General features: G+C 62.6%; 13 protein-coding genes and 1 pseudogene. 9 read left to right on the top strand and 5 right to left on the bottom strand.

Annotated features, from left to right (window positions below; all coding sequences use genetic code 11):
* Positions 1 to 11 precede the first annotated feature (11 nt).
* From JNB89_RS25975 to JNB89_RS25960, 4 genes are all read right to left on the bottom strand, one after another.
* Positions 12 to 1,415, bottom strand: a complete 1,404-nt coding sequence (locus JNB89_RS25975) for an efflux transporter outer membrane subunit (protein ID WP_220364140.1) — start codon at positions 1,413 to 1,415, stop codon at positions 12 to 14.
* 285 nt (positions 1,416 to 1,700) lie between these two features.
* On the bottom strand, positions 1,701 to 1,985 hold the full coding sequence (locus JNB89_RS25970; protein ID WP_013342354.1) for a hypothetical protein: 285 nt from the start codon (positions 1,983 to 1,985) through the stop codon (positions 1,701 to 1,703).
* Between the two features lie 287 nt (positions 1,986 to 2,272).
* The gene (locus JNB89_RS25965) at positions 2,273 to 2,707 is read right to left on the bottom strand and encodes a DUF4399 domain-containing protein (RefSeq protein WP_135891030.1); all 435 of its coding nucleotides are present in this window, start codon (positions 2,705 to 2,707) and stop codon (positions 2,273 to 2,275) included.
* 56 nt (positions 2,708 to 2,763) lie between these two features.
* Positions 2,764 to 3,267: a DUF4399 domain-containing protein gene (locus JNB89_RS25960; RefSeq protein ID WP_220364123.1), complete on the bottom strand. Its 504-nt coding sequence runs from the start codon at positions 3,265 to 3,267 to the stop codon at positions 2,764 to 2,766.
* A 380-nt stretch (positions 3,268 to 3,647) separates the two neighbouring features.
* On the opposite strand from JNB89_RS25960, the pseudogene JNB89_RS31450 reads away from it, so the two are divergent.
* Both JNB89_RS31450 and JNB89_RS31445 read left to right on the top strand, forming a co-directional pair.
* A pseudogene (locus JNB89_RS31450) lies at positions 3,648 to 4,487 on the top strand (caspase family protein); the annotation flags it as partial.
* Between the two features lie 552 nt (positions 4,488 to 5,039).
* Positions 5,040 to 5,720 carry a formylglycine-generating enzyme family protein gene (locus tag JNB89_RS31445; protein WP_431026606.1) on the top strand — a complete coding sequence of 227 codons (681 nt, stop codon included), beginning with the start codon at positions 5,040 to 5,042 and terminating at the stop codon, positions 5,718 to 5,720.
* 35 nt (positions 5,721 to 5,755) lie between these two features.
* Here the strand turns inward: JNB89_RS31445 and JNB89_RS25950 are convergent, their stop codons facing one another.
* Positions 5,756 to 8,026: a serine/threonine protein kinase gene (locus JNB89_RS25950; RefSeq protein WP_220364120.1), complete on the bottom strand. Its 2,271-nt coding sequence runs from the start codon at positions 8,024 to 8,026 to the stop codon at positions 5,756 to 5,758.
* Positions 8,027 to 8,441: 415 nt separating this feature from the next.
* On the opposite strand from JNB89_RS25950, the gene JNB89_RS25945 reads away from it, so the two are divergent.
* From JNB89_RS25945 to JNB89_RS25915, 7 genes are all read left to right on the top strand, one after another.
* The gene (locus JNB89_RS25945; RefSeq protein ID WP_027214875.1) at positions 8,442 to 8,714 is read left to right on the top strand and encodes a hypothetical protein; all 273 of its coding nucleotides are present in this window, start codon (positions 8,442 to 8,444) and stop codon (positions 8,712 to 8,714) included.
* An 88-nt stretch (positions 8,715 to 8,802) separates the two neighbouring features.
* Positions 8,803 to 9,087, top strand: coding sequence for a hypothetical protein (locus tag JNB89_RS25940; RefSeq protein ID WP_013342348.1), 285 nt, complete (start codon positions 8,803 to 8,805; stop codon positions 9,085 to 9,087).
* A 183-nt stretch (positions 9,088 to 9,270) separates the two neighbouring features.
* Positions 9,271 to 9,489 carry a hypothetical protein gene (locus JNB89_RS25935; protein WP_220364119.1) on the top strand — a complete coding sequence of 73 codons (219 nt, stop codon included), beginning with the start codon at positions 9,271 to 9,273 and terminating at the stop codon, positions 9,487 to 9,489.
* A 346-nt stretch (positions 9,490 to 9,835) separates the two neighbouring features.
* Positions 9,836 to 10,042, top strand: a complete 207-nt coding sequence (locus tag JNB89_RS25930) for a hypothetical protein (protein WP_013342346.1) — start codon at positions 9,836 to 9,838, stop codon at positions 10,040 to 10,042.
* A gap of 174 nt (positions 10,043 to 10,216) precedes the next feature.
* Positions 10,217 to 10,831, top strand: a complete 615-nt coding sequence (locus JNB89_RS25925; RefSeq protein ID WP_220364118.1) for a TetR/AcrR family transcriptional regulator — start codon at positions 10,217 to 10,219, stop codon at positions 10,829 to 10,831.
* A 95-nt stretch (positions 10,832 to 10,926) separates the two neighbouring features.
* Positions 10,927 to 12,156 carry a YbfB/YjiJ family MFS transporter gene (locus JNB89_RS25920; protein ID WP_013342344.1) on the top strand — a complete coding sequence of 410 codons (1,230 nt, stop codon included), beginning with the start codon at positions 10,927 to 10,929 and terminating at the stop codon, positions 12,154 to 12,156.
* 141 nt (positions 12,157 to 12,297) lie between these two features.
* The gene (locus JNB89_RS25915) at positions 12,298 to 12,453 is read left to right on the top strand and encodes a DUF3309 family protein (protein WP_013342343.1); all 156 of its coding nucleotides are present in this window, start codon (positions 12,298 to 12,300) and stop codon (positions 12,451 to 12,453) included.
* Positions 12,454 to 12,534 lie beyond the last annotated feature (81 nt).

Here is a 12,534-nt window from a genome sequence, read left to right as displayed (position 1 = left end):
GGGCTCGTGCTCTACTGCTCTTTGACTTGCGCCTGTACGTCGACACTCGGCCAGCCGCCGCCGAGCGCCTTATAAAGCAGCACAGTGTCCGACAGAATCAATTGATGATTGGCGAGTAGCGACAACTGCGCCTCGAGCAGCGTGCGCTCCGTCTCGAACACCTCGAGTTGCGACACCACGCCAAGCCGCAGTTGCGACTGGATCTGATCGGCCACGATCTGCAGACGGTCCACCTGTTGTTGCAGTTCTATTCGCTGCGCCTTGTGCGCGTTCAGATTGACCAACGCGTTCTCCACCTCCTCGAACGCGCCCATTACCGTCGCGCGGTACTGCTGCTCCGCCACCGTCGACTGGGCCTGCGTCACTTTCACGTGCGCGCGCACACCGGGGTCGAGCAGCGGAATGTTGATACTCGGCATGAAGCCGTAAGTGAACGACTTCAGCAAGTCGGTGAGTGCGAAGCTCGCCGTACCGCCGTGGCCCGTCAAGCTGATAGAGGGCAATTGCGCAAGCTTGGCCTGACCGACGAGGTCATAGGCTTCGAGCACCCGGAATTCCGCGGCCACCACATCGGGGCGCCGCGCGAGCAGTTGCGCAGGCAGGCCGTCGGGCACGCCAGGCAAGCGCACTCGCTGCTGTAAATGGCCTTTGGGCAAGCGGAATTCACCCGCCGGTACCCCGATCAGCGTGCACAGCGCGTTGTTCGCCAGGTCGCGCGAGCGCCCTAGTTCGAGCAGCTGATTCGTCAGCCGATTGATCTCCGCCTGCTGCCGCAAGACCAGCGTCTGCGGAATGAGACCGCTGCGGCGCTGACCTTCGTAAATCGACAGAATCTGGCGGTTGGTGACAAGCGTTTTCTGCTGCTGGTCGATCTGATCGTCGAACTGGAGAATCTGGAAATAGGTGCTCGATACGTTCGAAACGAGTTCGAGATAACCGGCACGCCAATCCGCTTCGCTCGCGCGAAACTCAGCCTTCTGCGCCTGCACGCCTTTCTCTACTTTTCCCCAGATATCGATGTCCCAATTGACCTGCGTTGCCACGTTGTATTGCTTCGCAAACGTCTGGCCGGTGGTTTTCTGAAAGCTGGCGCCGCCGCCAAGATCCATGGTCGGCAGCGCGCCCCCCCTGGCTTCGCCTATTTGGGTGCGAGCCACGTCGATACGCGCGGCCAGTACCTTGATGTCGAAGTTGCCACTGATAGCCCTGGCAATCAGCGCGTCGAGCGTCGGATCGCTGAAGCCCTTCCACCAGTCGGGCTCGATGGTGGCCGCCGCGGAGACCGGGGTGCCGTTCTGGCCGCTCCACGAGGTCTTGGCCGGCGTGTCGGGCCGCTTATAGGCGGGCATGCTGACATCGACACACGCGCACAAAACCGCGGCGCCTATCGTTGCGGCGCAAAGCCCGCGCAACATCACCGCAGCGGGGCGATTGACGAAGCGCAGAACACTCTGTGATTCAGGCAACGCTGACACGGTTTTCTCCGATGACGCCCACTTCACTGCCCGATCTGCCCGATGCAAGCGCACGATTCAAGTAAAGCATCTCCGGCGCCGCTTCACCATCGAAGCAGTGCATGAACATAGGCGTGGGAGATGTGCGGTGACGAGGTGTCGCGTGAAAAGAACGATTGATGTGTCGGGTTTTTCAGGGGCCGGCGGACGCGCGGGCCGGCAAGCTCTGGCGTCCGCCCGCGCCAGTTACGACACGAAGATGTTGTTGCTCGACGTGACGTGCGGATCGATCGTGGTCGTGACTCCGGCGACAAACGCCGCATTGTTGCCGTTGGCGTTCTGGATGTTCATCGTCGTGCTGATCAGTTGGGTCGCATCGACCTTCTTGCTGTTGTTCGGTGCATAGACCGGCGCGAAGTTCAGATACGACGACGACGGATACATGTAGCCAGTGCCGCCGCGCACGGCGCTCATCGCCTTGCTGTCGAGTTGTTCGGTGATGGACAGGTCTTTGATCATCAGCGTGTTCATGGCAAATCTCCTGAAGGGAAGGTCACAGTGTTTCGGTTGGGTTCGAGCAACATGTCTGCTCGAGCGTCACTAACGCATGGGCTGTGCCAGTTTTGCTTCAGGCTCCTAAGAAATTTGCTGGAGTGCCGTGGGCCAAGCCTTCCGGCGAAACGGCAACACAGCAACGCTGAATAAGATGGCGATGAGTGGGCATCGAAGTGATGGATTGCAGCCAACAAGCGGCGCGAAATGGTTGGCTGCGGCATGACATGGCTTCTATTTCGGCCCGGGTGCGACGTGCACCTGACTCAACGCGCAATGACCGTGATCTTTTTCGAGTAAACCGGCGGGTTGTGGGGAACGTGCATGTCGTCGCCCATTAGAAGCTGCAACGTATGCTTGCCGGGCGGCAACTGGATCATGGTTTCGGTTTCGCCCGCGCCGAAATGCAGGTGATTGCGGTCTGAGGGTATCTCCTGGTCCATCGGCGGCAAGTCCACGTCGATGAGCAGATGATGATGCCCCGTGTTCGGATACTTCACGCCCTTCGGCGCCACGCCCATATAACGCAAGCCGAACCACACGCGAAAGGGTTTGTTGGCGGGAACGACCTGACCGTCGTTCGGATAACCGATATACGCATAAGCGCCGGAAGGCGATGACGCCCCGGCCGCCACGGCAAAATCGGCCACGCCCCATGCCGCCGACGCCACCAGCGCCGCGATTGCGATGAGTTTGTACATGAAGGTCTCTCCGTCCTGAGCAGGCCGCGTCGAATGCGCGGTACACGATAAACGCGCTAGTCTTTCTGCACGGTAATGGTGATCTTTTTCGAGTACACGGGCGGCGCAAACGGCACGTGATTGTGGTCACCAAGAATGAGTTGCAGCGTGTGCTTGCCTGGCGGCAACTCGATACGCGCATCGGTCTCGCCCGCGCCGAAATGCAGGTGATTGCGGTCCGACGGAATTTCCTGGTCGAGGGCCGGCAGGTCGGTGTCTATCAGAAGATGGTGATGCCCGCAGTTCGGAAAGCTGACGCCTTTCGGGCACACACCCATATTGCGCAAGCCCATGCGCACCCAGAGCTTGCCACCGTGAATCACGGCCCCGTCGGACGGCCAGATGATGTATTCCTCCGCACCGCTGGGTGCCGCAGTGGTCTGCGCCAACGCGGGCAGCGGTAGCGCAGTGCAGGCAAGCGCCACGGCTAACAGTGTCCGCGAAGCCGCCCGCATTGCGCACAGCCGCGACATGCCATTGAAACTGGAGGGGGAGACAGCAGGGACGTTGGTTTTTCGCATGGCGCACTCTCCCGAAGAGCGGTCGTGACCACCCCGACTGCACAGGCAGCGAGGCGATGGTGCTGCGATCGCGGGCGCGCTCGATGCGGCAGCCGCGTAGTTAAAACGACTTTGCCGCGTTGCTTTGTGAATCAGCTTAGGACGTAACTTGCCAAAAAGATACGCCACACTCGTTAACCGTATGGGGCACCCGGTGAAAGTGTTGGTTGTGGCCCGCCACGCGCGTGCTATGTTTGTTGATACGTTGCAACGCGGACAGTCGAACGCGCGTCGATACTTCGCCATCTCCCGCGCCGCGGTATCGGCAAACGGCAACGAACAGCGGCGAAAGCGCGGTGCCCGGATGCCTATGTTCTGTCCGGAACAAACAGGATGCGAAGATGTGGCGACTATTCCTGCTGACATGGATGGCCGGGGCCATTCTGGTGAATTGCGACAGTGCGTTTGCCGCGGCTGCGCGCACGGGCACGGGCACGGGCGCGGCGCATTCGGCCGCCGCGGCTGATGCAGCGATTGCACCGCTCGTTTCTGTCACACCGTTGGCACCTTTCACACCAATGCAAGCTGGCGCTTCGCGCATCGCGCTGGTTATCGGCAACGGTGCCTATGGTCAGCATGATCCCATTGGCGGCGATCCGGCGAACGTCATCGAGCAGAATGCGCCACGCGACGCTCAAGCGCTTGCGCACCGGCTAAGTGCGCTCGGCTACCAGGTAACGCTGCTTGCGGACGCAACGTCGCAGCAAATGCAGCGTGCGATTGACGAATTCCGCGAGCGGCTGCGCGCTGGCGGTGTGGGCCTTTTCTATTTCGCCGGGCACGGCATGCGCATCGGCACGCAAACGTTGTTGGTTCCCGCCGGGCTCGATATGCGCTCGCCGGCCTCGCCGATTCGCGAAGGCATCGACCTGGATAGCGTCTTGCAGGCAATGCACGCGTCGCGCAGCGGTGGACTCAATATCGCAATTCTCGACACCTGTCTTGACAATCCATTCACTGGCGAGGTTGTCGCCAGCGCCGCGGCACTTCCGCCGCACACGCTCGTTGCCTACGCAACGGCGCGCGGCGGCTTTGCAGCGGACGGCTTGCGCCACGGCATCTATACGCACGCGTTGCTGCGCGCCCTCGACGAGACACCCGCACAGCCGCTAATGAGCCTGTTCGCGAACGTCGCGTCGCAAGTCAGACTTGCGACGGGCGGGGCGCAGCAACCGTGGATCGCGTCTTCATTGCCGGTCACCGCCGCTGTGACACGCAGCGCGACCGTGGCTTCTGCCGGATCGGGAGCAAGTGATGAGACCGTGGTGGCCCCGCACAGCCGCGGCATATTGCCGAAGGACAGCAGCGAGCAATACGAAATCACCTTCTGGAATTCGATCAAGGACAGCAATTACCCCGCCGACTACGAAGCGTATTTGAAGGCGTATCCGAACGGGCGCTTTGCCACGCTCGCGCATGCGCGCATCGATCGCCTGCGGGCGGCATCGAACGCACCCACTCCCGGCGCGCCGACGCAGCAGGCTTCATCGTCGGCCACACCGGCCACAGCACCGCAGCAGACAACGCGGCCGGCGACGTCGACTGCGCCTGCACCAGGCGCGCCCTCATCTTCCGCGGCGCAGGACCGCCAGCGCGCGGGGGCCGCAACGCCCGCCGCAAGCGCTGCCTCGCCGCCAGTGCCGCCGGCGCCGCCGGTCTCTGTAGCCGCGCAAAAACCCGTTTCCCGCGCTCCGGTTGCGGGCGAAAGCCGTGACTGCGCTGCGTGCCCAATCATGATCGCGCTGCCCGCAGGTTCCTTCTCGATGGGCAGCAACAGCGACGACCCATCCGAGAAGCCCGTTCATCACGTGACGATTGGCGCGCCGTTCGCTATCGGTAAATATGAGGTGACCGTCGAGCAGTGGAACGCATGCGTAGCGGCCAATGCCTGTGCCAGGCTGACGCCCGAAACGAACGCCAACAAGGCCGCACCGGCGCGCGATCTGAGTTGGGACGACGCGCAACAGTACGTGAAGTGGCTCAGCAAAACGACGGGCAAACCATACCGGCTGCCCACCGAGGCCGAATGGGAATACGCGGTACGCGGCGGCACCACGACCGCTTACTGGTGGGGCGACCAGATGCGCAAGGGCAACGCCAACTGCAAGGATTGCGGCGAACCGTGGCACAAGGAAGGCCCCGAGGCCGCGGGCTCGTTCGCGGCAAATCCGTACGGCCTGTACGACATGAACGGAAGCGTATGGGAATGGACTGCCGACTGCTGGCACAACTCGTATCAGTCCGCGCCCGTCGACGGCCGCGCGTGGGAAAGCCCCAGTTGCGACATGCGTGTGATTCGCGGCGGCTCGTGGCGCGAAGGTGCCGGCTACATGCTAAGCGCGACGCGCTTCAAATACAGCGCGGGCGTGCGTCAGTCGCAAGATGGTCTGCGGGTGGTCAAAGACCTCAAGTGATTCGCGGCGCGCTTGGCCAACTCGCGGCGAGCGTGTCACGGCGCATGCGGCTTTGTGGTGATTGGCGCGAAGTCCGCTACGATCCGCTCGCGGCCGTATTTCGCGGTAATTTGCGTGAGACGCGTGTCGAGGGCGCGCAGATAATCGGCGCGGGGTTCGGCCTCGGGACGCGGCTTGTCGAAAAGCGGCGCGGGCGTGATCAGCAATACCACCATCTCCGAACCGAACGGCTTTGAAATGACCCAGTCGCCCGCGCTGCCGACCGTCGCCGAATAGTGCGGCGGGGCCTGGTTGTCCTTCGCGCGGGGGCTCGGCACCATATGTACGACATTGCCGTCGAGCTGGTAATAGTCCAGGTTCACGTACGAGTCGTAGCCGGGGGTGCTCACGTCCACTACCAGGGAATCACCCTCGCTCAACCTGCCGCCCGGCGGACGCACCTGCAGCCCCGCAACGTGCCCTGCTTGCCAGTTCTGCACCCAGTAGGGCGCAAGCGCCTTGAGCGTGGCGCATTTGTCGTCGGCGGTGGGCTCTACGTCGAGTTTCACTGCATCGACGCCGGGCAGCGCCGACAGATCATCTTTCAGGCGCGCCACACCATAGCGTTGTGAGACGTAGCCGCGCACCGTCAACGTGTGATCCTGCGTCGCAGCGGATAACGCGGAGCAGGGCACCTGAGCAAGCGTCGGCGTGACCGCCGCGAGCGTCAGCGCGGGTTTTGGCGTTGCTGGCGGTGTGGGTGGTGCGAGGGCAACGGGGGAGTTCGACGACGGCGCGCTGGTTGTCGTTGCAGTTGTCGGGCTTGCACTGGGGGTGGTTGCAGTTGCCGTCGTCGTGCTTGTCGCCGCCGCACTTGCCGTTCTTGCATTCGTCGGCGCTCCGCTCAAGCTCGCCGCGTTACCGCTCCCGCCCGCAAGCGCAGCCACCGTCTCACTTCCCTGCACCGACGACGACGCAGTCACCTCGCCCGCACGCTGTTGCGAAGCACCTGCCGCCACCTGCGCTTCGCCATGACGGCCAGGTGCCGCGCGCCACGCGAATACCCCCACGGCGGCCGAGCAGATCACCGCAAATCCGGCGAGGCCGGCCTTTGCCAACGTTCCCGACTTTTCCGCGCGAGCCTCGTTGTCGAATTCGGCGATGAAGCGCGCCACGCTCGGCATGCGCGTCGCGCGGTCGAACGAAAGCGCGGCCCGCAATGCGCGCCACTGCCGCGCGTTGAGGCTGGACGGACGCTGCGGCTTGAAGTCCGCATTGCGCGCCTGTGTGGCGGACAGGCGGTCGAACGGATGATGCCCAGTCAGCAGTTCATACGTGATGCAGCCAAGCGCATAGATATCGTCCCGCGGATCAGGCTCGCGATGCTCGATCATCTCGGGGCTCGCATACGCAGGCGTCAGCGCGCCCAGGCTGCCCGGATCGAAGACGGTTGCATCGCTCTCTTCCTCCGGCCGTTGAAATACACGAGCAATGCCGAAGTCGATCACCTTTACCTCGGCATTCGTCGTGAGAAACACGTTGGCGGGTTTGAAGTCGCAGTGCACGAAGCCGCGTTCGTGCGCGTATGCGAGCGCGCTGCACATGCCGCGCACGATGGGCAGCGCGGCTCGAACCGGCATGCCCTGATACCCCGGCGTGCGCAACAGTTGACTGAGCGGCTTGCCCGACAGGTACTCCATGGTCAGATAGACGATGGGCCCGTCACGGTCGAAGTCGTACACGGTAATGATGTTGCGATGCGCGAGCACCTGCGCCTTGCGCGCCTCGCGCTGCAAGGCAACGAGCGAATTAGGATTGCCGCGAAACTGGAGGTTGAGCACCTTGATCGCGAGATACGGCTTACGGTCCGACGCTTCGAGCTTGCGCAGATCGAGCGCCTTATAGACCGTGCCCATTCCGCCGACACCAAGGCACTCTTCGAGCACGAAGCGGTTGTTCAGCGTATCGCCAATACCCTTGATCTGGTCGTGCGCCCCAATACTCGAAGAGCTGGACGCGCTCGCCGGGGCGCCTGCGCGCTCCTTCGCGCCTGGGACCACCGAGGGAAATTCGACCGTGGTCTGTATGCCGGTTTCCTCGCCGCCCGCCGCCACGTTCGACACGCGCAACTGCTCGATGCGTCGCCGCACTTCGATGTAAAGGTCCTCCGGCAGCGGCGCCTTGCGATGCGCCGCGCCGAGCATCTCCAGCAACTGCGCGGGACCGAGGCGTTCGGTCACCAACGTGCTGTCGAGTTGAGCGACGAACTCGTCACGAGACAGCTCGCCGTTCTGGAAGTCGTGAATCACACGCGCAAGGCTAGCCATATTGTGCGAAGTGCCGCCGCTGCCGTAGACCCATTCGCCTGCTATCAGGGTCGCTCCGGCCGATAGGAAAGCTGTCGTAACCAGTTACATGTGCCGCTTCGATACTAGCTCCCACCCTGTGCTTTCGCAAACCAGGATTGCCCCGCGCGAGGCATGCCGCGCGCCTGTTGCATGTGATCCAACAGAATCGGGCGCGCTGTCGGACGGACGCCACCATTGCGCGAGAGCATCGCATCTTGAGTGAACAGACCGGAATTCGCCGCAGCGCTTTGTAAGCCTTGCGGGGCAAGGCTCGGGCCACTTTATTAGGAACCTTGAATAAATCTGGCACAGGCTGTGCATTAGTGACGCTCGAGCAGACAAGTTGCTCGAACCCAAGCGCAGAACCGTAACCTTCACTTTCAGGAGACTCACCATGAACACGCTGATGATCAAAGACCTGTCCATCACCGAACAACTCGACAGCAAAGCAATGAGCGCCGTGCGCGGCGGCTTCGGCCCCTCCACGTCGTACTTCAACTTCAGCCCGGTCTACGCGCCCGACTACAGCAAGAAGGTCAACGCGACGCAACTGATCAGCAACGAACTCAACATCCAGAACGCCAACGGCAACAACGTTGCTTTCGCCGCCGGCATCAGCTCGACGCTCAACCCGTCGGTCACGTCGAGCAACAACATCCACATGTAATGTGCGACGCGGCGAAGCGGCCGCCGTTGCGGGCCGTTTCGCCGCGCGCGATGCGCCTCCTTCTTCCCTATACCTTTGGAGCGACACCATGTCATCTCTCATCATTTGCGATCTTTCCCGTACCCGCGAACTCGACCGCCGCGCCATGTCGGCAGTCTCGGGCGGCACCGGCAGCGGTGTGCCCGGCGTGCCTTCGGTAAGCGGCCTGAGTGGCATTGCCAATGTCAATGTCTCGGTGAACCAGAACCTCAGCCAGTTGCAATACGTGAACGTCGCGGCGTTGAACAACGTGGGCGTGGTCGGCGCCGGCATCGTTCCTCTGCATCTGAACGTCAGCCCCGCGCTGTGGGCATCCAACACCGCGGTCGTGTGACGGCGTGCAGTAGCGAAGGACCGGGGGCCTCCCTACTGCCGCCTCGCCCTATCCGGCAGGCAGCTTGAAAACAGATTTCCTATACTCATAGTGCGACGAGACCTCAGTACACTGGACGACACTCGCGAGCGCGAACCGGACCATCGCACCGGTGCATCGCTCCGCTTTCCGGGCGAATACATCATGGCCAAGCTTCTTATCAAAGACCTCGCGGACAGCGTCGAACTCGACCGTGAGGCAATGGCCGCCATTGTCGGCGGCGCACGCATTGGCGCACGGCTGACGAGCGCCACGCCGCTCGTGCCCGCCTCGGCGCGGGTTGTCGAATATCCGCCCGGCTTTCCGGCCGCGCATCGGACCATCGCGAAAGTGGCGGCGACCCGTCAGACACGGCGCAGCTAGATCCACATTCGATTGAGCAGTGCAGCGGCACGCGTCGTCGGCGCGTGCCGCTTGCGTTTGTGCGGGTATGCCGAATCGAGCGAGGCCTCGGCACTCCGACGGCTTCAACGTGCTCGCAGACCAACACTCGACGCCTCTTCTGTGGGGCGCGCCCGCACACCTGGCTTCAAATTTTCCCCGACCGCAATCCACGATTTGCGAAGGAGCGGCGTGCGTCCCTGCCTGGCCTTGCGTCTGCCGGCGCGCGGCGGACCGGCACTTTTCCACGCGCAAATTGGCATATGCCTTGCAGAAACCGGAGCGAGCACACCGCCGTGCTCGCCCTACTACCTCAAGGAGTATCGCCATGAAATCCACCGTCATCATCAAGGATCTGCCCCGCTGCGCCGAAGGCGTCCAGCACGAAGTCACGCTCACCGCCGAGCAGTTGAAACTCGTGCGCGGCGGCCGGTCAGTCGTCGTCACCGTCGACGGCGGCGCCCTCGGTCACGTCGACGACTTTGCGATCAACACAGCCATCTTCGAAGGCCGCATCAAGGGCACCTATCTGTAGGACGCTCCACATGCCGGTAATTGGAAACCGCCGCGCCACGGGCTCGCCCTCAAGGCGCGGCGGTCCCGTCCCCTCTGCCCGCGACCAGTCCTTGCCTTTTGTATCAATCGATATATAATCCCGTTCTATATCGACTGATACATAACCACCTGCCGGCGGCAAAGGACATTGATCATGGCGCGACCCCGCGGATTCGATGAGGAAGAGGTGCTCGAAGCAGCCAGCGCAACGTTCTGGCTCAAGGGCTACGAGGCCACGTCCACGCGCGACCTGGTCAAGTGCACCGGTCTCACTCAGCCAAGCCTCTACAACGCATTCGGCGACAAACGCGGGCTCTATCTGCGCGCGCTCGAACATTATCTGGACCGCTCGTTGCGCGAGCGCATCAGGCGCCTGGAGAGCACCATGCCGCCCGCGCAAGCCATCACCGGCTTCTTCGAAGAAACGATAGAGCGGTCAGTGTCCGACCCGCACAAGCGCGGCTGCATGCTGGTCAATTCGGCGCTGGAAATGACACCGGACGACGAAGCATTCCGCAAACTCGTCGCGACCGAAGTCGCGGAGATACGCGAGTTCTTCTACCGCTGCCTCACCGCCGCGCAAAAGAACGGCACGCTGCCGCAAACCATTCGCGCCGATGACGCCGCCGCTCATCTGCTCGCCACCGTGCTCGGCATGCGCGTGCTAGCTCGGGTCGATCCGCAGCGTGACGTGCTCAGCAGTGCGGTAGCGAGCGCACTCGTGCTATTCGGCCTGCCGGCACTGCCGACAAAACCCCGCGACGGTTGAGCCCCGCGCCTGGCAGGGCGCACCTGTTCGCACACTTTTGCAGTCTCACAGACCCCGGCGCTACGTCATGCACGTTGGCCGGTAAAGGAACCGTCATGTCTACAGCGCCTTCGTTAACCTCTTCGGCTTCGACATCGCTCGACGCCCGCGCGCTTTTTGCCACGCTCGCCGGACTGAGCGGCAGTCTCGTCGCAATCGGACTGGCGCGTTTTGCGTATACGCCGCTCATTCCATCGCTGATTCAGGCGCACTGGTTCACGTCGTCGCAAGCAGTCACATTGGGCGCCGCGAATTTCGCCGGCTATCTGATCGGCGCGCTGATCGGCCGACCGCTTGCGTCCGCGTTGTCGAACCGGACCGCCCTGCGCATGTTGATGGCGGTGGTTACCGCGGCATTTTTCGCATGCGCGTATCCGCTGTCGATAAGCTGGTTTTTTGTGTGGCGCTTGCTGTCGGGCATCTCCGGCGGCGCCATCATGGTGCTGGTCGCGACTTCCATTCTTCCGCATATTCCCGCGCCGCGCCGCGGCTTCGTGAGCGGCATGATCTTTCTGGGACTCGGACTTGGTATTGCGGCATCGGGCACGCTGATTCCTGAACTGCTTCATTTCGGATTGCGAACGACATGGTTCGGACTCGGCACAGTCGCGCTCGTCCTCACCGCGGTGAGCTGGTTCGGCTGGCCGTCGACTAACCCGCCCGCGCCCGTCGCGGCACCCGCTCATCATCAGGCTGCGCAAACTGCCACGCTCGGGCTGCGCGTGCTCTATGCGCAATATGCAGCCAACGCACTTGGTCTCGTGCCGGCAATGATTCTGCTCGTCGATTATGTGGCGCGCGGCCTGGGTCGCGGTGCGGGAATCGGCGCGAACTACTGGGTGTTGTACGGGCTCGCCGCCATCGCAGGGCCGGTGATCGCCGGCAACATTGCGGATCGTATCGGCTACGGCAAGGCTTATCGCGTGGCATTGCTGCTGCAAGCCGCCGCTGTTGCGCTGCTCGCGCTCTCGGGCAACGCATGGGTGCTGGCCTTGTCGACGGTAATACTGGGCATCTTCACGCCTGGCGTCGTGCCGCTCGCGCTCGGCCGCATTCATGAACTCGTGCCGCACGATCATACGGAACAGCGTGCTTCATGGAGCCGCGCGACCACGGCGTTCGCACTCTTCCAGGCGCTTGGCGGTTATGGCTACTCGTATCTGTTCTCGCATTCGCATAACAACTACGCGCTGATCTTTGCATGCGGCGCTGTTGCGCTGGCGGGTGCGTTCATCTCGGATCTGATCGCATCGCGCGTCGCCGGTGCGGATACACCAGCAGTGTAAGGACCCTGCGGCTTCTGCATTGGGCACGACGTTTGCTCGGCCTAGGTCACGACACTGTCTTGCGCCCGGTACGGTTGCACGTTCAATACGCGTGCTCGGCCTTCGCGCAAGACAGCGCCTTCAACCAAGCGGAGGTCATATATGTTGGGAACTATTCTTCTGGTTGTGCTGATTCTTCTCCTTATCGGCGCGTTGCCGACCTGGCCACATAGCCGTTCCTGGGGCTATGCACCAACGGGTGGTCTGGGTCTCGTGCTGATTGTCGTAATTGTGCTGCTTGTCGCCGGCGTCATATAGCCATTCGCTTGACGCAGTCACACACGTAGATCAATGCGGACCTGGCCGCCGGGTTGCGATGCAGTGAACTGCTCGCCTACC

Source organism: Paraburkholderia phenoliruptrix (genome assembly GCF_019511605.1).
Taxonomy (GTDB): Bacteria; Pseudomonadota; Gammaproteobacteria; order Burkholderiales; family Burkholderiaceae; genus Paraburkholderia; species Paraburkholderia phenoliruptrix_A.
This window is presented reverse-complemented; position numbering and strand designations above follow the sequence as displayed.

Coding starts and splice junctions, on each gene's coding strand:
- JNB89_RS25965 (WP_135891030.1), bottom strand. CDS start 2,707: ATGTACAAACTCATCGCAATCGCGGCGCTGGTGGCGTCGGCGGCATGG.
- JNB89_RS25915 (WP_013342343.1), top strand. CDS start 12,298: ATGTTGGGAACTATTCTTCTGGTTGTGCTGATTCTTCTCCTTATCGGC.
- JNB89_RS25975 (WP_220364140.1), bottom strand. CDS start 1,415: ATGTTGCGCGGGCTTTGCGCCGCAACGATAGGCGCCGCGGTTTTGTGC.
- JNB89_RS25945 (WP_027214875.1), top strand. CDS start 8,442: ATGAACACGCTGATGATCAAAGACCTGTCCATCACCGAACAACTCGAC.
- JNB89_RS25920 (WP_013342344.1), top strand. CDS start 10,927: ATGTCTACAGCGCCTTCGTTAACCTCTTCGGCTTCGACATCGCTCGAC.
- JNB89_RS31445 (WP_431026606.1), top strand. CDS start 5,040: ATGATCGCGCTGCCCGCAGGTTCCTTCTCGATGGGCAGCAACAGCGAC.
- JNB89_RS25935 (WP_220364119.1), top strand. CDS start 9,271: ATGGCCAAGCTTCTTATCAAAGACCTCGCGGACAGCGTCGAACTCGAC.
- JNB89_RS25970 (WP_013342354.1), bottom strand. CDS start 1,985: ATGAACACGCTGATGATCAAAGACCTGTCCATCACCGAACAACTCGAC.
- JNB89_RS25930 (WP_013342346.1), top strand. CDS start 9,836: ATGAAATCCACCGTCATCATCAAGGATCTGCCCCGCTGCGCCGAAGGC.
- JNB89_RS25950 (WP_220364120.1), bottom strand. CDS start 8,026: ATGGCTAGCCTTGCGCGTGTGATTCACGACTTCCAGAACGGCGAGCTG.
- JNB89_RS25925 (WP_220364118.1), top strand. CDS start 10,217: ATGGCGCGACCCCGCGGATTCGATGAGGAAGAGGTGCTCGAAGCAGCC.
- JNB89_RS25960 (WP_220364123.1), bottom strand. CDS start 3,267: ATGCGAAAAACCAACGTCCCTGCTGTCTCCCCCTCCAGTTTCAATGGC.
- JNB89_RS25940 (WP_013342348.1), top strand. CDS start 8,803: ATGTCATCTCTCATCATTTGCGATCTTTCCCGTACCCGCGAACTCGAC.